This window comes from Vibrio sp. KUL70 (assembly GCF_059725515.1).
This window is the reverse complement of the sequence record NZ_AP045834.1, coordinates 2031295-2052566: the sequence shown is the minus strand read 5'-3', so window position 1 is coordinate 2052566 and position 21272 is coordinate 2031295. Positions and strand designations below refer to the sequence as shown.

The following is a 21272-nucleotide window of genomic DNA, read 5'->3' as shown; positions in this document are numbered from 1 at the left end:
GTAAGGTTTTAGATTTTTATGCTCAAAAATTGAGCTAAATAAATCTAAATCACTGCCGTTCAGTGAACCAAGCAAAGAAGTCATGGATGCAATACATAAAACTTGGAGTTTATTAAATGTACAAGAATAAAATCACTCAGGCCCTTCTTCTAGGTGCTGGTTTGGCAGTGGCTGCCACTTCTACTACATCAATCGCTGCGGACGTTCCAGCGGGTACAAAATTGGCAAAGGTTCAGGAACTTGTTCGTGGTAACGGTACTGAAGTTGCAACTATTGACCCACACAAATCTCAAGGTGTACCAGAGTCTCACGTAATTCGTGATCTTCTAGAAGGTCTAGTGAACCAAGACGGCGACGGTAATACTATCCCTGGTGTTGCAGAAAGCTGGGAAACAACAGACAACAAAACTTTCACTTTCCACCTACGTAAAGACGCAAAATGGTCTAACGGTGATCCGGTAACAGCTCAAGATTTCGTATACAGCTGGCAACGTGCAGTTGATCCTGCAACGGCTTCTCCATACGCTTGGTACATGGAATACACCAAGATGGCGAATGCAAAGGATATCGTCGCGGGTAAAAAGGATAAGAGTGAGCTAGGTGTTAAAGCGGTAGACGCAAACACGCTTGTTGTTGAGTTGGAAACAGCAGTGCCATACTTCGTAATGATGATGGGCCACACAACAATGAAACCAGTTCACCAGGCTACGGTTGAAAAGTACGGTGACCAGTGGACTAAGCCAGAGCACTTTGTTGGTAATGGCGCGTTCTCTGTTGATAAATGGATTGTTAACGAGCGCCTAGTGCTTAAGCGTAACGAACAATACTGGGACAACGATAAAACGGTTCTGAACAAAGTAACGTTCCTACCAATCGAAAACCAAGTAGCGGAAATGAACCGTTTCCTATCTGGTGAAATTGACTTCACAAACGAACTACCAACTGAGCACTTCAAGCGTCTTAAGAAAGAGCACGCGGAAGATGTATCTGTAGCGGGTAACCTATGTACTTACTACTACATCTTCAATACCAAGAAAGCACCATTTGATGATGTTCGTGTTCGTAAGGCAATCTCTTACGCAATTGACCGTGATATCGTAACAGGCGCTATCCTAGCGCAAGGTCAAAAACCTGCATACTTCCTAACGCCTGAAATCACTGCTGGCTTCAATCCTGAGCTTCCTGCTTACGGTAAGATGACTCAAAAAGAGCGTAACGCAGAAGCGGCGCGTCTTCTTGAAGAAGCGGGTTACGGTAAAGACAATCCACTGAACTTCAACCTTCTTTACAACACTTCTGAAAACCACAAGAAGATTGCTGTAGCACTAGGCTCTATGTGGAAGAAAACACTAGGTCTTTCTGTAACGCTTGAAAACCAAGAGTGGAAAACTTACCTATCTTCTAAAGATTCTGGTGATTTTGAAGTAGCACGTGCAGGTTGGTGTGGTGACTATAACGAAGCGTCTTCGTTCCTAACACTGATGAAGAGTAACAACACTACCGGTGGTGTTCACTACGACAGCAAAGCTTACGACCAAATCATCGACAAAGCACTTAACTCAACTTCAGAAAAAGAGCGTGAAGCTCTTTACCTAGAAGCTGAGGCGTTAATGGCAAAAGATATGCCAATCGCTCCTATCTATCAATACGTGAAATCACGTCTGCTTAACCCGCACGTTGGTGGCTTCCCACTGAACAACGCGGAAGACAAGATCTTCTCGAAAGACCTCTACATCAAAGCTCAGTAATCTGGCGCTTCGATTCTAGAAAGTTAATATAAAAATATAACGATATAGACACTACATGCGCAGGGCGCGCATGTAGCGTCTCTCTAATTTTAATTGTCACAGACTGAAAGAGTGAGTTTATGCTTAAATTCATTATGAAAAGGATATTTGAAGCGATCCCAACCATGTTGGTGTTGATCACTATATCTTTCTTTCTTATGCGTTTCGCACCGGGTAACCCGTTTTCAAGCGAGCGACCATTACCGCCAGAAGTTATGGCGAATATCGAAGCTAAATACGGTTTAGATAAACCAGTATTTGAGCAATACACAACCTACTTAACGAACATTCTGCAAGGCGACTTCGGTCCTTCGTTTAAGTACCAAGATTACACAGTAAATGAGCTGATCGCAGTAGCGTTACCTGTGTCGGCTAAAGTTGGCTTTATTGCCTTTATCTTTACCCTGATTATGGGGGTCACCGTCGGTACCATTGCCGCCTTGAAGCATAATACCTGGATCGACTACACCATAATGTCGACCGCCATGCTCGGGGTTGTAATGCCATCTTTTGTATTGGCACCTGCACTGATTTACCTCTTCTCACTTCACTGGAACATCTTCCCAGCTGGTGGCTGGCATGGTGGTACCTTTGTTTACCTCGTTCTGCCTGTCATCGCAATGTCGCTTCTATATGTTGCAACGTTCGCTCGTATTACTCGTGGTAGCATGATCGAAACGCTTAACAGTAACTTTATCCGCACAGCTCGTGCTAAGGGGCTGAGCTACCGTTACATCATTCTTAAACATGCGCTTAAGCCAGCGATGCTGCCTGTTGTTTCGTACATGGGCCCGGCATTCGTAGGTATCATCACAGGTTCGGTGGTTGTTGAAACCATCTTCGGCCTACCAGGTATCGGTAAGCTGTTCGTGAACGCTGCGTTTAACCGTGACTACTCGTTAGTAATGGGTGTAACCATCTTGATTGGTTTCCTATTCATCTTATTCAACGCAATTGTTGATATTTTGCTAGCGGTTATTGACCCGAAAATTCGCTACTAACAGGGACGCATGGTTATGTTGAAGAAAAAAGAAAATTTAGAAGCGATCGAAAAGTTCTCTGAGAACTTAGAAATTGAAGGTCGTAGTTTGTGGCAAGATGCGCGTATTCGTTTTATGCGTAACAAAGCTGCGATGGTGAGCCTGTTTATTCTAACACTGATGGTATTGGCGGTTATCTTCCTACCAATGCTGGCTCAATACACTTATGACGATACTGACTGGTATGCAATGCACGTTGGTCCAAACGCTGACCACTGGTTTGGTACTGATAGCTTAGGTCGTGACCTTTACGTACGTACTCTCATTGGCGGCCGTATCTCGTTGATGGTTGGTGTGATGGGTGCCTTCGTAGCGGTATTGATTGGTACGCTTTACGGTGCAGCATCAGGCTTCATTGGGGGCCGTACTGACCGAGTGATGATGCGTATCCTTGAGATCTTGTACGCGGTTCCATTCATGTTCCTAGTTATCGTTCTAGTAACATTCTTTGGCCGTAACATCATCCTAATCTTCGTTGCAATCGGTGCAATTGCTTGGCTAGATATGGCGCGTATTGTACGTGGTCAGACGTTGAGCCTACGCAGTAAAGAGTTCATTGAAGCTGCACACGTATGTGGTGTAAGCAAATGGAAGATCATTACACGTCACATTGTTCCAAACGTACTGGGTATCGTAGCGGTTTACTCAACTCTACTTATCCCAAGCATGATCCTGACGGAATCATTCCTATCTTTCCTTGGTCTTGGTGTTCAAGAGCCTATGACAAGCTGGGGCGCACTGCTTCAAGAAGGTTCGCAGACGATGGAAGTTGCTATCTGGCAACTGGCATTCCCTGCAGCATTCATGGTAGTCACGCTGTTCTGCTTTAACTATGTAGGTGACGGCCTGCGCGACGCGCTTGATCCAAAAGACAGATAAACTAAATAGCAAATAAAAATATAAAAGCTATAAAAGATTAAGGAAGCAATGATGAGCTTATTAGATGTCAAAGACCTGCGCGTCGAATTTACCACTCAAGATGGTATCGTAACCGCAGTAAATGACTTGAACTTCTCACTTAACCAAGGCGAAACGCTGGGTATTGTGGGTGAGTCAGGTTCAGGTAAATCACAGACTGTATTCTCTATCATGGGGTTGCTGGCAAAAAACGGCATCATCTCTGGTAGTGCAAAATTCGAAGGTAAAGAGATTCTTAACCTTCCAGAAAAAGAGCTAAATAAGGTTCGTGCTGAACAGATTGCGATGATCTTCCAAGATCCAATGACGTCGCTTAACCCTTATATGAAGGTGAGCGATCAGTTGATGGAAGTGCTGATGCTGCATAAAGGCATGGGCAAAGCAGAAGCGTTTGAAGAATCTGTACGAATGCTTGAAGCTGTTAAAATTCCAGAAGCGCGTAAGCGTATCACCATGTATCCGCACGAGTTTTCTGGCGGTATGCGTCAGCGTGTAATGATCGCAATGGCGCTACTTTGTCGTCCTAAGCTGCTGATCGCCGATGAACCGACAACAGCATTGGACGTAACCATTCAAGCACAAATCATGGAGCTGCTGAACGAACTGAAGGATGAGTTCAACACGGCAATCATCATGATTACCCACGACTTAGGTGTTGTTGCGGGTTCTTGTGACAAAGTACTTGTTATGTACGCAGGTCGTACAATGGAATACGGCACAGTAGATGAAATCTTCTACAACCCAAGCCACCCATACGCGGAAGGTCTGTTGAAAGCGATCCCTCGTCTTGATACTGAAGGTGAGATTCTTCCTACCATCCCAGGCAACCCGCCAAACTTACTTCGTCTACCACCAGGCTGTCCTTACCAAGACCGATGTCACCGTGTGATGGACCGTTGTAAGCAAGAAGCGCCGATTTTGACGCCATTTGGAAATGACCGTCAACGTGCCTGTTTTTCTGATTGGGAGGCTTGGAAAAAATGAGTGTAGATAAGCAATTACTGTTAGACATTAAAGATCTTAAGGTTCACTTTAGCATTGCTGCTAAATCTGCATGGCCTTGGGCTAAACCTGCTAATCTGAAAGCGGTTGATGGCGTTGATATCCACCTTTACGAAGGTGAGACGCTGGGCGTAGTAGGTGAGTCAGGTTGTGGTAAGTCAACATTTGCTCGTGCAATCATAGGTTTGGTTGAAGCAACGGACGGTGAAGTGATGTGGTTAGGTCAAGACCTAACGAAAATGGAAGAGATTCAACGTCGCGAAACTCGTAAAGAGATTCAGATGATTTTCCAAGATCCACTTGCATCGCTTAACCCGCGTATGTCGGTTGGTGACATCATTGCTGAGCCGCTAGAGACGTTCTACCCAGAGCTTTCTAAACAGGAAGTCAAAGACCGTGTTAAAGAGATGATGGCGAAAGTAGGTCTACTACCAAACGTAATCAACCGTTACCCGCACGAGTTCTCAGGCGGTCAGTGTCAGCGTATCGGTATCGCGCGTGCGCTTATCTTGAAGCCTAAGATGATCATTTGTGACGAACCGGTTTCGGCACTTGACGTATCTATTCAAGCGCAAGTTGTTAACCTTCTGAAAGAGCTACAAAAAGAGCTAGGTCTTTCGTTGGTATTTATCGCGCACGACTTATCAGTGGTTAAGCACATCTCTGACCGAGTATTGGTAATGTACCTAGGTAATGCGGTTGAGTTGGGTGAATCAGATGCACTGTTCTCTGATCCTAAACACCCATACACCAAGGCTCTGATGTCTGCGGTTCCAATCCCAGATCCGCGAATTGAACGCAGCAAAACTATCCAGATGCTGGAAGGTGATCTACCATCGCCTATCAACCCACCATCTGGTTGTGTGTTCCGTACTCGTTGCCCTCAAGCAACAGAGGCGTGTGCAGAAACAAAACCTAAGATTCAAGGTAACGACGTTCACGCGGTATCTTGTCTTCATGTTCAGGTTTAACAAAGCGTAATTCAGCCTGTGACAGGCTTCAGCGTGGCCGCTCAATCGGTCACGCTTTTTTGTATCTCACGCTTATTCAAATAATTCGAACAACTAAGCCAACTTCTTCTAGTTTTGAAGACGTTGGCTTTTTTTATACTAATACCAATCGTAGTAAATAACTGCTCATCCTAGCTTGCTAAAGTGCTCGATAACGGCGTTAGAATTTTTGATTGTAGAATAACTATTAACAGAAAAATTCTTCCTTGTTCTCAAGCATTTTCTCTGCGCTATTTCTGAACATTTACTTACTGTGATTGGTATATAAAAGTTTGGATGAAAGAGGTTTGGATATGGGCAAATTAGTTGAAGGTGTTTGGCACGATGTATGGTATGACACTAAGTCAAGCAATGGAAAGTTCATTCGTGAAGATGCAGGTTTTCGTCACTGGGTAGAGGACCGTACAGACGCGCCGTTTCAACCTGAAAGTGGACGTTACCATCTGTATGTTTCACTGGCTTGCCCTTGGGCACATAGAACGCTTATTTTCCGTGAGCTTAAAGGCTTAACTGAACACATCGATGTCACCGTTGTGTGCCCTGATATGATGAGCGAAGGGTGGCAAATGGGGTTGCCTGAACCATTGTTTGGGCATACTCGAATGCATCAAATCTACACACAAGCTAAGCCAGATTATACTGGTCGCGTTACAGTGCCAGTTCTTTGGGATAAAAAAAACAATACCATCGTTAGCAACGAATCATCTGAGATCATTCGCATGTTCAACTCTGCGTTTAATGACTTAACAGGCAATAACGATGATTACTATCCACCTGCGCTTCGTCATGCGATCGATGAGTGGAACGATTTTATTTATCCTAACATCAATAATGGTGTTTATCGTTGTGGTTTTGCAACGACCCAAGAGGCTTATGAAGAAGCGTATGAAGGGCTATTTAGCGCACTAGATAAAGTGGATGCACACTTATCAAAAAGTCGTTATTTGGCTGGGGATACCATTACGGAAGCGGATTGGCGTCTGTTCACGACTTTGATTCGATTTGATGCCGTGTATGTGGGTCACTTCAAGTGTAATAAGCAGCGAATAGCGGACTACGCAAATATTCAGGGCTACCTAAAAGAGTTGTATCAGATCGAAGGCATCAAAGAGACGACGGATTTTTACCATATCAAGCGTCACTACTATTACAGTCACACCGGTATCAATCCTACTCAAGTTGTTCCCAAAGGACCCGCGCTAGATTTAGATTCGCCACATGGCCGAGGCTAGGATTATACCAATCGTAGTAAATAACTGATCATCCTAGCTTGTTAAAACGCTTGATAACTGCGTTAGAATTTTTGATTGTAGAATAACTACTTACCAAAAAATTCTGCCTTGTTCTTAAGCCTTTTCCCGGCGCTATTTTTGACCACTTATTTACTGTGATTGGTATTACCTATTAGTCCCTTTAGTCCAGACATAAAAAAACCCTAGATAAGCATCTAGGGTCAGACTGCTGACAAAGGTCTAGCTTTCAAGCTAGACCTTTGATCTAATAGGGGTATCGAAATATGGATATCTCACTATGCTTCAAGAGCCTTCACCTCAACAATATGAACTCGAAATGGTCACCATGGAACAGCTCGTTCCTCAGAACCATTTAGTTCGTAAGATAGATAAAGCCATCGACTTCGAGTTTATCCGTAATGAAGTCGCTCACCTCTACTGTAAAGACAACGGTCGCCCACCTGTTGACCCTGTACGCCTGTTTAAAATCATCCTGCTTGGTTACCTCTTCGGAATAAAAAGCGAGCGACAACTCGTGAAAGAGATTGAAGTCAATGTCGCTTATCGATGGTTCCTGCGTATGTCACTGACAGAGAAAGTTATCCATGCATCGACACTCAGCCAAAACCGTATTCGCCGCTTTAATGGTACCGATGTGTTTGAGCGTATCTTTATCAATATCGTAGAGCAGGCAATGGCGAAAGGTTTGGTCGCAGGCCAAGAACTATTTACTGACAGCACGCACCTAAAAGCCAATGCCAACAAAAATAAGCACACGAACAAAGTGACTAAGGTTCGCGCCAGTGCTTATCTTGATATGCTCGATGAAGATGTCGCGCTAGACCGAGAGAAAGAGGGTAAGAAACCTCTAAAGTCACGTACCGCTGAGCCTAAAACTAAGAACACCAAAACGAGTACTACCGACCCGGAAAGTGGCTTCATGACTCGAGATAATAAGCCCCAAGGCTTCTTCTATCTCGACCACCGTACAGTGGATGGACAGCATGGCATTATCTTAGATACCCATGTCACAGCAGGTAATATCAATGACTCTCAACCTTATGTGAAGCGTCTGGACTATACCCTAGAGCAATTTAACCTTAATCCAATCGCCGTTGGACTCGACGCGGGCTACTTCACTGCGCCAGTCGCTGAGTCATTAGAGCGTCGAAATATCTTGGGCGTGTTCGGTTATCGCAGACCATCGAGAACAAAGAATGCGTTCAAGAAAAAGCACTTCATCTACAATGAAGAGCGAGACAGTTACCGCTGCCCTAACGGTCAAGAGCTCATCTATAAAACAACGTCTAGAGATGCGTATCGTGAGTATCACTCCGACCCGAAAGAGTGTGCGTTCTGTCCAATGAGAGATGACTGTACGCAAAGTAAAAATATGAAGAAAGTCATTACAAGACACATCTATACGGACGCGATGGATAGAGCCAACCAAATGCGGCTCTCACCTTATGGAAAAAGACGTATAGGCGAAGAAGTGAGACGGTAGAGCGGAGCTTCGCCGACGCTAAGCAGCACCATGGTCACCGTTATGCCCGCTTCCGCGGGCTCTCGAAAGTGCAAATGCAATGTTGGTTGGCAGCTGCCGCTCAAAACATCAAGAAGATAGCCTTGGTGGTGAGCTATTTACAAAAAATAGGGCTAAATATGTCCCAAATACGTCAAATTATGGCGTCTAGATGCCAATTTAAGTGTTGGGCTCTTCCAAACTTCGCATAATAAAAAAATATCGCGATCGCGGCCTACGGCCGCTCGAAAAAGAGAACCCCACTTCAAAAAGTGGGGTTCGTCAGCAATCTGACCCTAGATAAGCATCTAGGGTTTTTGCTTTCTACAAAAGAAAAATTAGTTAACCACTTTTTCTTTAGCTTGATCTGCTTGGGCAGCTTGAATAGCCGTTAGAGCAACTGTGTACACGATATCGTCAACTAGAGCACCACGAGACAGGTCATTTACTGGCTTGCGCATACCTTGAAGCATTGGACCGATAGATACTAGGTCTGCTGAACGTTGTACCGCTTTGTAAGTCGTGTTACCCGTGTTTAGGTCAGGGAATACGAATACTGTCGCTTTACCTGCTACTGGAGAGTTTGGCGCTTTAGAAGCGGCAACGTTTTCCATGATAGCTGCGTCGTACTGTAGAGGACCGTCGATGATTAGATCTGGACGCTTCTCTTTAGCCAGTTTCGTCGCTTCACGTACTTTATCTACGTCTGCACCCTTACCAGATTCACCAGTAGAGTAAGAGATCATAGCAACGCGTGGTTCGATACCAAATGCCGCTGCAGAGTCAGCAGATTGGATAGCGATTTCAGCAAGCTGCTCAGCTGTTGGATCTGGGTTGATCGCACAGTCACCGTAAACCAGTACTTGGTCAGGTAGTAGCATGAAGAATACAGAAGATACGATAGACGCATCAGGGGCAGTCTTGATGATTTGGAACGGAGGAACGATAGTGTTCGCCGTCGTGTGAACAGCACCAGAAACTAGGCCGTCAACTTCGTCGTTCTCAAGCATCATTGTGCCTAGGAATACTGAATCTTGTAGCTTCTCACGAGCAACAACTTCAGTCATACCTTTCGCGCCACGTAGTTCAACTAGACGAGCAACGTAGTTTTCACGTACTTCGTCAGAGTTGATGATCTTAACGCCAGCACCTAGCTCAACGCCTTGCTGTGCAGCAACACGTTTGATCTCTTCAGGGTTACCTAGAAGTACACATTCCGCGATACCGCGCTCAGCACAGATAGCCGCAGCTTTAACTGTACGTGGCTCGTCACCTTCTGGAAGAACGATACGTTTAGCCGCTTTACGAGCAAATTCAGTTAGCTGGTAACGGAATGCAGGTGGGCTTAGACGACGAGACTTCTGAGTACCTTCAGTCATAGACTCGATCCAGTTGCCGTCGATGTGGCCTGCAACGTGTTCATTGATGAACTCGATACGCTCTTTATCGTCAGCTGGAACTTCTAGGCTGAAGCTTTGTAGGTTCAGAGAAGTCTGCCAAGTGTTACCTTGTGCTTTGAAGATTGGTAGGCCGCTTTCTAGAGCTGGTTTGATTAGGTCTTGGATTTCCGCAGGGATATCGTAACCGCCAGTTAGAAGTACTGCACCGATCTCAACGCCGTTCATTGCTGCAAGCGCTGCTGCAACGATTACGTCAGGACGGTCAGCCGAAGTTACTAGTAGTGAACCTGGCTTGAAGTGCTCAATCATGTGAGGCAGTGAACGCGCACAGAACGTGATGCTCTTGATACGACGAGTATTCAGTTCACCTTCGTTAACGATTTCTGCGTTTAGGTGAGAAGCCATATCTGCAGCACGAGTTGCAATTAGTTCGATGCTCCAAGGCACACAACCAAGAACACGAATAGGAGAAGTGTTGAAGATCTCCATCACTTTTAATTCGCTCTGTTTTGCGCTGTCTGAATCGTCGAAGATTTCAGATAGGTCAGGGCGAGTACGGCCTGCTTCATCAACTGGAGCGTTAAGCTTGTTGATGATAACACCAGAGATGTTTTTGTTCTTAGTGCCGCCGAAGTTAGAACATGCTACTTCGATACGCTCTTTAAGTTGCGCTGGGTTGTCAGTACCCGGAGTTGCAACAAGTACAATCTCTGCGCCAAGTGTTGCAGCAATTTCTGCGTTCACTTGGTTAGCGAATGGGTGCTTACGCGTTGGTACTAGACCTTCGATAAGTGTTACGTCAGCATCGTTGTTGATCTGGTTGTAACGCTCAACAACAGTTTCTAGCAGTTCGTCCATGTTGTCGTTACCGATTAGGTTTTCAGCAACAGACATCGCTAGAGGTTGACCGATCTTAACATCGCTGTTTGTACCAACGATAGTTGAAGTTAGATCAGGTTGGTCACCACCAGAACGTGGTTGAGAGATTGGTTTGTAGAAAGAAACCTTAACGCCCTTGCGCTCCATTGCGCGAAGAACACCCATGCTTGCGCTAGTTAGACCAACACCAGCACTAGTAGGGATAAGCATAATAGTACGAGACATTCGTATGAGTACCTTTAGCTATTGGATTAAAAAAGCTCAACTTCCTATTCCTATTTAAGGGTAGGAATAGGAATAGAAGCTGAGCCCCATTTTCATCAAAAGACCGCCGGCTCGTTAAATAAAGCCAGCGGTACAAATTCCGATTAAAGACCTGCTAGACGTGCAGTGTCTTCAGCAATCACTAGCTCTTCGTTAGTAGAGATAACCATTGCAGGGATACGGCTGTTAGCTGTAGTGATAGTACCTTCGCCGCCGAAACGAGCTTTAAGGTTAGCTTCACCGTCAACTTCGATTCCGAAGATGCCTAGGCGGTTTAGAACCATTTCACGGATTGGGCCAGAGTTTTCGCCGATGCCGCCAGTGAAAGTGATTGCGTCTAGACGACCCTCTAGAGTTGCAGTGTAACCAGCTACGTACTTAGCTAGACGGTGACAGAACACGTCCATTGCACGAGTTGCTTCTTCTTTCTCACCGTAGTTGTCTTCAACGAAACGACAGTCAGAAGTCACTTCAGTTAGACCAGCAAGACCAGACTCTTTAGTTAGCATGTTGTTGATTTCTTCAACAGAGTAACCTAGTGCGTCGTGCAGGTGGAAGATGATTGCAGGGTCTAGGTCACCACAACGAGTACCCATTACAAGACCTTCAAGAGGAGTAAGACCCATAGAAGTGTCTACAGATTTACCGTTCTTGATTGCACATACAGAAGCGCCGTTACCTAGGTGGCAGTTGATGATGTTAACTTCTTCAACTGGCTTGTTTAGTAGGCTTGCAACTTCGCGAGTGATGAATAGGTGAGAAGTACCGTGCATGCCGTAACGACGGATGCCGTGCTCTTTGTACAGGTTGTACGGTAGAGCGTATAGGTAAGACTCAGAAGGCATTGTTTGGTGGAACGCTGTGTCAAATACAGCAACGTTTTTAAGGCCTGGGAAGTTCTGTTTAGCCGCTTCGATACCGATTAGGTGAGCTGGGTTGTGAAGAGGTGCGAAAGTCGCAGCGTCTTCAATACCCTTAAGAACGTCATCTGTGATCAGTGCAGATTGAGTGAACTGCTCGCCACCGTGTACGATACGGTGACCAATAGCGCCAAGGTTAGCTTTAAGCTCAGGCTTAGAAGCAAGAATAGTTTCTACCATGAAAGATAGTGCTTCTACGTGAGCTGCGCCCGCGCCTAGTTGTGCTTCGTGTTTGCCGTCAAGTTTCCACTTCATACGAGCTTCTGGAAGACCTAGACACTCAGCAAGACCAGTTAGATGCTCTGCACCTGTTTCTGCATCAACAACTGCGAATTTAAGAGAAGAACTACCACAGTTTAAAACTAAAACTAGCTTAGACATTAATGACTACCTGTTAATTTTTCTGATCGAAATCAGTTAAAGATGAAAATTAATCTCAAGAATAGACGAAGCACGGTGGCTTGCGTACTAACCTTGGTCAAAAAAACGTTAATTTCCGTATTAAAGTGAAAGCGCACTTTTTAACCAAAAGAGGCTTGTGCATTCCTTGCAGAAGTCTTCTCAAAGTTGCTTAAATTGTAAATAAGGGCAACAATGAGATTGAGGTCTGCAAATAATAGCGATATTGTGCAAATATAACAAAAAAATTTGAAAGAATATTATTTTTTGTCAATTTTTTGCGTTTTTAGTTGATGGTTTCAACTTTTTTTTAACGGGAGACTCATATGAGCAATAGAGTTGGGTTAGCCAGTAGTCTAAAAGATGGCCAAAAGTACATGGATCTCTGGCCTGTCAGAAAAGAGTTAAATGCGATCTTTCCCGAGCAACGCATCATTAAGGCAACTCGTTTTGGCATTAAAGTAATGCCAGCGATCGCTGCGATCAGCATTTTAACACAGATGGTCTTCAACAATTATCAAGCGATGCCGCAAGCTGTCGTTATGGCGTTATTCGCGATTAGTTTGCCACTTCAAGGTATGTGGTGGTTAGGCAACCGCTCCAACACTCAACTGCCACCGGCACTCGTATCTTGGTATCGTGAACTGCACGAAAAGATTACAGAAACTGGCTTTGCGCTAGAGCCTATGAAATCACGTCCGCGCTACAAAGAGTTAGCCATTATTTTGAATCGCGCTTTCCGACAACTGGACAAGTCTTCTATGGAACGTTGGTTCTAGCTCTTATCTGGCCATATCTGGTCTTAACCCCTTTCTAAAACACTGCGCCCTGAAATTTTTTTGGGGCGTTTTTCATCTCCTTAGTTCTCATCTCTTCGGTGCAGTGAGCACGGTTTCATCGTTTTTTCAGTCTGTTCACGCTTACTTTTTTAAGCGAGAACTGAAATTAGACACTTGTTGCACTTTTGCCGTTTTTAACTTCTGTTATTTCACTCTTACTGGTAGTAATATCAATAACGAAATAATACGCCATCCCATATATGAAACAGAGGATATATGGGAGTAGGAAAGAGAGCACATCACAAGGAGTGTCGATGAAAACAGGGTCGAATTGGTCGAGTGTCGTCTTATTGAGTATGGCTGCGCTTATCTATTCTAGTGTCTCACTGGCAAGTAGTGCGAAAGTTTCTATCTCTCAGATTATTGATCACCCTGATCTGAATGCCGCACATAAAGGTCTGATTGATGGCCTAAAGGTACATGGCTATGAAAATGGAAAAAATTTAGAGCTGACATCACAAGTCGCAGACGGCAGGCCAGCACAAGCGGCTAAAATTGCCAGAGAGTTAGTGAGTAAAAACCCACACGTGTTAGTCGGGATTGCGACCCCATCTTCTCAAGCGCTGGTTTCAGCAACGCGCACTATCCCCGTTGTGTTTACTGCGGTAACAGACCCGGTTGGTGCTCGATTAGTGAGACGTTTGGAAAATCCGGGTCGTAATGTAACGGGGTTGTCCGATCTTTCCCCTGTACATCAACATATCAATCTTATTAAGCAGCTGATGCCTGATGTTGACTCTATCGGTGTTGTTTATAATCCTGGGGAGTCTAACGCGGTTGCTTTGATGTCTATATTGAAAGCGGCTGCTAAACAGCACGGTTTAGTACTGCATATCGAGCCAGTATTTACCGTTGACGAAGTAGAAGAGAAAACGCGTATCGTGGCCGCTAAATCTGATGTGGTCTATGCGATGACGGATAACACAGTAGCGAGCGCCATTGATGACTTGATCCGAGGATCCGACAGTCAGAGGACACCAGTTGTTGCTGGGACTACCGCGTATGTCAAAAATGGTGCCGTTATTGGGGCTGGTCTTGATTACTACCAAATTGGTCTGGAAACTGCGGAGTATGTTGCTGCAATTCTTGAAGGGGAAGAGCCAGGTAATTTGGACGTCAAAACTCTGAATCGAGCGGCGTTGAAAGTGAATTTGGAAGCCTTGGAAAAGTTCCGAATCACCCTGCCTTCATCAATTTTAGGCCAAGCGACAGTCGTGCAATAAACTAAGCTCTACAAAATACAAAGCAGTGAACTTTATTTGAACATTGTAGGGCTACAAAGCGTGATCCGCTCTGAGTGCTGATAGTTTTCACATTGTGATCTAGACGATTTTTCATATCTTTAGCGAATCAATCAACGTTCGAGATTCGTTATGCATCCTTATCTATTCCATGCTCAAACTTGCGACTATGTTCGACTTGATCAAAGAGTGCTTACTTTAAAACTCCACACCGATCGTGAAGACTGGACTAAAGTGCAAGTGCGTCATGAGCCAGATAATGAAGAGTACTTGGTGGATATGTTATTGGTCGGGAAACAAGGACGGCTCTTTGTCTGGGAAGCGAAGATTCCACTTAACTCTGATCAGTCTATTACTCACTATACTTTTAAGTTATTGAGTAACACAGGCCAATTTTGGTTGGACTCACAAGGCGTTCACTTGCGGATGCCAAGCCGTGCGCATCACTTTAAGTACAATGCTGATCATCAACCGCCAAGCTGGGTTGCTGAGCAAGTGTTTTACCAGATTTTCCCAGAACGTTTTTGTAACGGGAACTCCGAGATTAGTGTTCAGCCTGGCGAGTACCGATTAAAAGAGGGCACTCTTGATGTAGTAGTAAAAGAATGGGGTACCGAGGTCGAAGGTCACAATGGCACAGGTGCTGCGGAGTTCTTCGGTGGAGATTTAGCAGGTATACATAGCAAACTCAACTACTTGCAAGACTTAGGTATTACGGCACTGTACTTGAATCCAATCTTCGAATCGCCGAGCAATCATAAATACGACACTACCGATTATTACAAAGTCGATTCTCATTTTGGCACCAATCAAGAGTTTGCGGCTCTGTCAGCTGATTTGCATTCACGAGGAATGAGAGTGGTATTAGATGCGGTGTTTAACCACACGTCGGTAGAGCATCCATGGTTTGATAAATTAGGCAAAAGTGGTGCCGGGGCTTTTGGGCAGCCGAACTCTGAATATCGTGACTATTACTTTTTCAATGGCGATGACGCAAAAAGTTACGTCGGTTGGAAAGGTATCAACTCTCTGCCCGTATTGAACTTCTCTAATGATTCGGTTCGAGACTACATCTATCAATCAGAAGATTCGGTGATTAAACACTGGCTTAAAGCACCCTATGGCATTGATGGATGGCGTTTTGATGTGATCCATATGCTTGGCGAAGGCGAGGGTGCATACAACAATGCTCACTACGTCAGAGAGTTTCGTAACGCGGCAAAAAGCCAAAACCCTGATGCCTACATACTCGGAGAGCATTTCTTTGAAGCGACCTCGTGGCTACAGGGAGACCAAGAAGATGGCTCGCTGAACTACTACGGCTTTGCTCATCCCGTTCGCGCTCTTTTGGCTAAGCAAGACATTGCTTATGATCCAATTGATATCAGTATGCGAGATTTCTCTGATTGGTTAGCTGAAGCTCGTGCAAAAGTGCCTTGGCAGAATCAACTGTCTCAATTGAATCAACTAGACAGCCATGATACTGCGCGTTTTATCTCATTGCTTGACGGTGATGCACAGAAACAAGCTATTGCTCTGACGTTACTGATGACCTACGTCGGAACACCTTGCCTTTACTACGGTACTGAAGTGGGACTAGAAGGTGGTCAAGACCCAGATAACCGACGTTGTTTCCCGTGGGGAGAAGAACAGACGTCGAACTGGTTTGCCTTTACTCAGAGACTCATTCAGTTGAGACATGATCGCCAAAGTTTGCAAACAGGCGCTTACCAAGAGCTTTACTGTGACGACAACGTGTTGGTTTATGCTCGAAGCTTGGATCAAGAACACACGTTAGTTGCCATAAACCTTGGCACATCTGCCTCTGAGGTGACACTTCCAGTATGGAAACTGGGTCTTGAATCTGGTGATTTGAGCGTTCCATTTTGCGAAAACTCGGTGTTGAATATGAATGATGGACTGTTGCAGTTATCAATAGATCCTATCTCTTCTTTAGTGCTTGTGAACTAATCATTATTGCTTACTCACTCCTTACCATTAAGTAGCCCCTTGTTCGACTTATTTGCGACGAGGGGCTAAGTTTTTGAGTCATTTCTATTTGTGAAATAACAAATTACATAATTTTATCGGGTTGAATGCCGTTGCTGATGTAATAATATTGACGAGAAATAGATAAGCGAAAGAGCATCCAGTTTATGAAACTTAATAGGCACTTTAGCCTAACCTTTGTTTTTGGTTTCCCTGCCATTATTATCAGTATGTTACTTGCGCTTATTGTCAAAAATCACTTCGATGCGGTAGAGAAAGAAGTCGCATACGAATATCAAAGAATCATTGATGCTTTTGAACGTACGACAACCGTAGTTACGGCTTTAGACTACAGCTTCTCAAATTACTACAAATCGAGTAACCCGCTCTTCTTAGATCACAATAAGACTGTGGTGGATGGCGTGTGTCGTATATGGCCGATTGATGGCATGCTGCTCGCCGACGGTAAGACGGTAGATATTCCTTCCGTTGATATTAACTATATGTTGGTTGGCAATGAGTCCTTGTGCTCTGAATCGACTGATGCTTATCGAAGTGCTAGTGAAAAAGTAGCACTTGCTCCTATTCTCTCTTTCTTGGCACAACTGGATGACTACTATTTTGGTGTTCATTTTATTGATGCTAAGGGCTATGTTATCTCTTCACCGGAGGACTTTGCCAAAGGTCTAGGGAAAGAACTCTTGTCAACAATTAAGAGCCGACCTTACTGGCAAAGAACGGCAAATAATCCAGAGAAGCTGACGTTAGCTGGTCCAACTTATCGCACTGATACACTAGACAGGGTGATTAGTATGGCGATACCCGTGTTTTATCGGGGCAGTCATCAAGGAATGTTGTCGGTGGATATCGACTCAGCAAAGTTACTGACGTCACAAAGCCCCTTACTCGCTGGTCAAATAAACATCGTCGATCTGACCCTCCAATTGTTGCCGGATGACGCAGTTTGGATACAGCCTTTAGAGTTAAATGGTGTTGCAGCCCATCATAGGATCTTTTATCGACTCGACGTGATGAAAGAGGTGAAAGCTTTTGTTAAAACAGAAACGCACAGTCTCTTTGTTGCACTCATAGTGTACTTGTTTATGGTCACGATTTTTTTCTACATCAACAGCACAATTGAAAAGGGCTACTTTAAAGAACTTGCGGCCAAAGATCCGATGACGGGGTTACTCAATCGACGTGGATTAGAGGTATTTTGGCGTAATGTTCAACATGACGATCTGTTCGTGTTAGTGGTGTTTGATATCGATAATTTTAAAAGCATTAACGATACTTTCGGCCACGATAAAGGCGACGAAGTGATTCGCTATATGGCGCGTCAGATCCACAATGGCGTTCGTAGCAGTGATGTTGGTGCGCGATTTGGGGGAGAAGAGTTTGTTGTCTATCTAAGAGGGGAAGAGCGTCAAACCCTAAAGAACATTCTCCATCGCGTTAAGACTGCGATTTGTGAACAGTCGACCAATGTTATCGAAGGAGGCTTTACAGTTTCAGGTGGTGCTTGCATTGTTGAGTCTGAGAGCACTCAGTTGAGCTTTGATGAAGTGTTTAAGTGTGCGGACGAGAAGCTTTATATTGCGAAAACGACGGGTAAGAATAAAATTGTATTTTAATTTTCAGAGCGGCACGGAATGCTGCTCTGAAGAAAGGTGTCTGGCTGTGGCGGGTTAAGCTACCGGGGTCGCCAACAGTTTATCTTGGTAGCGCTGAATGTGTTCTACGATTGGCGCTGCCTTTTTGAAAGTACGGATCTCACGGAAGATCTCTTCCGCTTCTGGGTACTCTTTACGCAGATAAACAAACCACTGTTTCACACGATTAGGGTAGTAAAGCCCTTTGTCACCCTCAATCTCAAACTCAGAGTAGCGTAATAGTAGCGCTAGCACCTCTTTCCAAGGCATCGGCTGGTGGTTGTGTTTTACCACGTTTCCTAGATTGGGGACGTTAAACGCGCCGCGGCATACCATGAGGGAGTCAATGCCTGTCGCTTTTATGCAGTTTTGACCATCTTGGTAGTTCCAAATCTCACCATTAGCAATGAGTGGTAGCGTCGTCTTCTGACGGATCTGGTTGATATAACCCCACTTAATCTCAGAGGCTTTGTAGCCACCGGTTTTGGTACGAGCATGGACTGTGAGCTCATCAGCTTTGGCTTGCTCAATGGCATCCACAATCTCAAAACACTCTTCAGGATCTTCCCAACCAAGACGAATTTTGGCTGAAACCGGAATGTGTTTAGGCACTGCCTCACGACATGCTTTTACTACCTTATAGATAAGCTCGGGCTCTTTGAGTAGGGAAGCTCCGCCATTGCTTTTATTCACTGCTTTAGCTGGACAGCCGAAGTTAAGGTCAATACCTTTCGCACCTAGATTTGCTGCTTGAACTGCGTTTTGTGCCATCCACTCTGGATGTTGACCAAGCAGTTGGACGTGAACAGGAACTCCTGCCAAAGTTTGAGAGCCTTGGTGGAGCTCCGGACACAGTCGATGGAAGACATGCGGTGGCAATAGCTGATCGGTGACGCGAACGAATTCAGTCACACAAAGATCGTAGTCATTGATCTCTGTAAGGATCTCTCGCATAAGGTGGTCTAACACACCTTCCATCGGGCCTAGTATTACTCGCATATCGAACTACCGAAACATCTCTGTCCTGAAAATAAAGAGGCGTGATTGTACGGTGTCCCTTGCTGATTGTCACTACGGAGCAGAGTTTGCCTTTTCTCGAGTGACTCTCACTTCGCCTGTAAGCGGTGAATAATAGAGAATAGGTAGACGTTCGGATTGGGTAAAGCTTGGGGTGTAGTAGTAGTAGCACTCTGGTGTTGCTGTATACCAACTCACAATTGCTTCCGCTGACGGGAGAATGTATCCAGTATCGTACTGAGAACGAGCGACTAAATCAGAATCAATAAGAGAGTTCCATAGCGCGACACACTGCTCACCTGATACTTGCGGGGCTATTGTTGGTGCTTGTTCGAGTACAGATATTGGGAATCCTGTCTCAGATGGATAGACGTCACCCTTACCATAATTAACGACTTGGTCAAAATCTGGTTCGCCATCGACAAGCCATTGGGAGTGGTACATATCGATGCTGTTTCTAAATGCAGAAAATGCACCTTGAGCCAATGCTTCATGGGCATCTCTCTGAACACCCATAAAACGAGGTGCTAAAGTGACGGCCAGTACACCCAAAATAACGACTACGACCATAAGCTCTAGTAACGTAAAACCTTGGGACTTTGACTTCATATTGGTTAACTCTCAATGTAGTGGATTTTTCAGTCGTTGTTTTACACTCAACTTTATGATTATAAAAGCGAAATAAGTCGATTATTGCAGATATTATTAAGGCAAAGGTTTGCGTACGGTCGTTGTTCATTAAAGGGAATAAAGTGATTGGCGACATCTTAGGGTGGTTGGCGTTATAATATTGAAAATACCAAATTTCCAGAGCTTTCATGACATATCAATTATTAAGCCTTCCTGAATCCGTTACTGACATTACGCCACAATTTATTGAGGGAGCGATTTTAGCATCTAACCTTGCGACCAAGCCGCTAGACCCTCAAGAGTGGTTGGCTGTGATCTCGCCAGAAGCAGAAGAGCGCTTCATCGGTTTGGTGACGGAACAGATTAACCGTCAACATAACCTTATTCAGCGCAGTGAATACATGCCGACAGAGGTTCTTGCTGGGGGCGATTTCAATGAACAATTCGCGGATTTCGCTGAAGGTTTCATGATGGTTTGGCCGACGGTAGAAGAGCAGTGGCAACAAGCGAATATGGCTGACGGCACACTGAGAATGCTTCAAGCACTCCTCACAACACTGATGTTGGCAATTGACGAAGAGCAGACTCAGCAACAAATGGTGGTTGCGGGCTTGGAAAACCCTCCTGCGCTTGCGGATCTTGTTGGTCAAGTGGATTTAATGGTCAACGAAGTAGCATTAGCTGCCGATGAAGCCATGTTAGGTAACAAAGCTCAAAGCGTAAACCCGTTTAAAAACATTGGCCGAAATGACCCTTGTCCGTGTGAAAGCGGTAAGAAGTTCAAGCAGTGTTGTGGTCGAGCGAACGCTTAGTTTCTAGTATAGGCTGCTCCGCAAAGAGAAAACTAAAAAGTCGACCTCCTCGGTCGACTTTTTTATTGGTATTTAAGGTTCGCTTATTTAGATTTCGCGAACTGAGAAATCACAATAAGACCCAATGCAATGAGGTTGCCTGCGAAAATCACCACCAGCCATTGTGGCATTGATAAACCGATAAACTGCCAAACAACCTTAGCGCAATCGCCGTAAGCCTCAAACATCCAAGGCGCCCATTCGTTCAATGGTGCCCAACTTGGAAAGGTGACAAATAGGTCACAAGTTGCGAAAGGAGAGGGGTTGAATTGGTAATTAACGTGCTCCAGCGATAGCATTAAACCTTTGTAAGCACCGAACCCCCAGCCGGCTAAACCAAGCCAACGTCCGACAGGATTGTTAGGTGCAATCGCACCAATCATTGCAGCAATACCTATAGCGAGCATTGCGATTCGCTCATAGATGCACATTACGCATGGGCCAAGCATCATAACGTGTTGGAAGAACAACGCGCATGCTTCAAAGAAGATTACGAAACCAAGTAATAATAGCCACGAGAGTCGGCCTTTAGAGAAATCTTTGAGCAATAAAAGAAAGTTCACGAATTTAGTCCTTCAATAAAATTAAAAAAGCCCTGATTACTCAGAGCTTTTTATCTTGGATAAGTTTCTTAATCAATGATTATTTTTCATTACTTAGATTCACTTATTCACTTTACG

17 protein-coding genes are annotated in these 21272 nt (G+C 44.7%); 12 read left to right on the top strand and 5 right to left on the bottom strand.

The features are described from left to right. The first annotated feature begins 116 nt into the window (after positions 1-116). The 7 genes from AC6I7V_RS08885 to AC6I7V_RS08855 all read left to right on the top strand — a co-directional run bounded on the left by AC6I7V_RS08885 (position 117) and on the right by AC6I7V_RS08855 (position 8723). Positions 117-1748, top strand: coding sequence for an ABC transporter substrate-binding protein (locus tag AC6I7V_RS08885; RefSeq protein ID WP_255230342.1), 1632 nt, complete (start codon positions 117-119; stop codon positions 1746-1748). Positions 1749-1867: 119 nt separating this feature from the next. Next, on the top strand, positions 1868-2788 hold the full coding sequence (oppB, locus tag AC6I7V_RS08880) for an oligopeptide ABC transporter permease OppB (RefSeq protein WP_255230343.1): 921 nt from the start codon (positions 1868-1870) through the stop codon (positions 2786-2788). A 15-nt stretch (positions 2789-2803) separates the two neighbouring features. Beyond that, entirely contained in the window at positions 2804-3706 is a 903-nt protein-coding gene (oppC, locus tag AC6I7V_RS08875) for an oligopeptide ABC transporter permease OppC (protein WP_255230344.1), read from the top strand. A 51-nt stretch (positions 3707-3757) separates the two neighbouring features. After that, complete coding sequence (locus tag AC6I7V_RS08870; protein WP_032552010.1) at positions 3758-4729, top strand: ABC transporter ATP-binding protein; 972 nt, start codon at positions 3758-3760, stop codon at positions 4727-4729. Next, a complete protein-coding gene (gene oppF, locus AC6I7V_RS08865) occupies positions 4726-5718 on the top strand; it encodes a murein tripeptide/oligopeptide ABC transporter ATP binding protein OppF (protein ID WP_255230345.1) in 993 nt (330 codons plus the stop codon). Before AC6I7V_RS08870 ends, oppF begins: the two co-directional genes overlap by 4 nt. A gap of 332 nt (positions 5719-6050) precedes the next feature. Then, positions 6051-6989 carry a glutathione S-transferase family protein gene (locus tag AC6I7V_RS08860; RefSeq protein ID WP_498010707.1) on the top strand — a complete coding sequence of 313 codons (939 nt, stop codon included), beginning with the start codon at positions 6051-6053 and terminating at the stop codon, positions 6987-6989. A 298-nt stretch (positions 6990-7287) separates the two neighbouring features. After that, positions 7288-8723, top strand: a protein-coding gene (locus AC6I7V_RS08855) for an IS1182 family transposase (protein WP_498010706.1) whose coding sequence is annotated in 2 segments (ribosomal slippage) — positions 7288-8461 and positions 8461-8723 — 1437 coding nt in all. Because the reading frame shifts where the segments join, the coding sequence is not laid out codon by codon here. Between the two features lie 126 nt (positions 8724-8849). Here the strand turns inward: AC6I7V_RS08855 and pta are convergent. Further along, entirely contained in the window at positions 8850-11015 is a 2166-nt protein-coding gene (gene pta / locus AC6I7V_RS08850; protein ID WP_255230347.1) for a phosphate acetyltransferase, read from the bottom strand. Positions 11016-11158: 143 nt separating this feature from the next. Beyond that, positions 11159-12355 carry an acetate kinase gene (locus AC6I7V_RS08845; protein WP_255230348.1) on the bottom strand — a complete coding sequence of 399 codons (1197 nt, stop codon included), beginning with the start codon at positions 12353-12355 and terminating at the stop codon, positions 11159-11161. Between the two features lie 344 nt (positions 12356-12699). Here AC6I7V_RS08845 and yfbV point away from each other — a divergent pair, with 344 nt between their 5' ends. The 4 genes from yfbV to AC6I7V_RS08825 all read left to right on the top strand — a co-directional run bounded on the left by yfbV (position 12700) and on the right by AC6I7V_RS08825 (position 18076). Then, entirely contained in the window at positions 12700-13152 is a 453-nt protein-coding gene (gene yfbV, locus AC6I7V_RS08840) for a terminus macrodomain insulation protein YfbV (protein ID WP_032552015.1), read from the top strand. A gap of 314 nt (positions 13153-13466) precedes the next feature. Next, on the top strand, positions 13467-14435 hold the full coding sequence (locus AC6I7V_RS08835) for an ABC transporter substrate-binding protein (RefSeq protein ID WP_498010705.1): 969 nt from the start codon (positions 13467-13469) through the stop codon (positions 14433-14435). A 150-nt stretch (positions 14436-14585) separates the two neighbouring features. Then, positions 14586-16424 (top strand): maltodextrin glucosidase, encoded by a 1839-nt coding sequence (malZ, locus tag AC6I7V_RS08830; protein WP_498010704.1) that lies wholly within the window; start codon positions 14586-14588, stop codon positions 16422-16424. A gap of 185 nt (positions 16425-16609) precedes the next feature. Further along, complete coding sequence (locus AC6I7V_RS08825) at positions 16610-18076, top strand: sensor domain-containing diguanylate cyclase (protein ID WP_498010703.1); 1467 nt, start codon at positions 16610-16612, stop codon at positions 18074-18076. Positions 18077-18130: 54 nt separating this feature from the next. On the opposite strand, the gene dusC is transcribed toward AC6I7V_RS08825, so the two are convergent. Together dusC and AC6I7V_RS08815 are read right to left on the bottom strand one after the other, a co-directional pair. Next, a complete protein-coding gene (gene dusC, locus AC6I7V_RS08820) occupies positions 18131-19093 on the bottom strand; it encodes a tRNA dihydrouridine(16) synthase DusC (RefSeq protein ID WP_498010702.1) in 963 nt (320 codons plus the stop codon). Positions 19094-19165: 72 nt separating this feature from the next. After that, positions 19166-19720 (bottom strand): prepilin-type N-terminal cleavage/methylation domain-containing protein, encoded by a 555-nt coding sequence (locus AC6I7V_RS08815; protein ID WP_255230353.1) that lies wholly within the window; start codon positions 19718-19720, stop codon positions 19166-19168. A gap of 209 nt (positions 19721-19929) precedes the next feature. Between AC6I7V_RS08815 and AC6I7V_RS08810 the strand changes: the two genes are divergently transcribed. Beyond that, positions 19930-20553, top strand: a complete 624-nt coding sequence (locus tag AC6I7V_RS08810) for a YecA/YgfB family protein (protein WP_255230354.1) — start codon at positions 19930-19932, stop codon at positions 20551-20553. Positions 20554-20636: 83 nt separating this feature from the next. Here AC6I7V_RS08810 and dsbB read toward each other — a convergent pair whose 3' ends face one another. Further along, on the bottom strand, positions 20637-21155 hold the full coding sequence (gene dsbB, locus AC6I7V_RS08805) for a disulfide bond formation protein DsbB (RefSeq protein ID WP_261881830.1): 519 nt from the start codon (positions 21153-21155) through the stop codon (positions 20637-20639). Between the last annotated feature and the right edge of the window lie 117 nt (positions 21156-21272).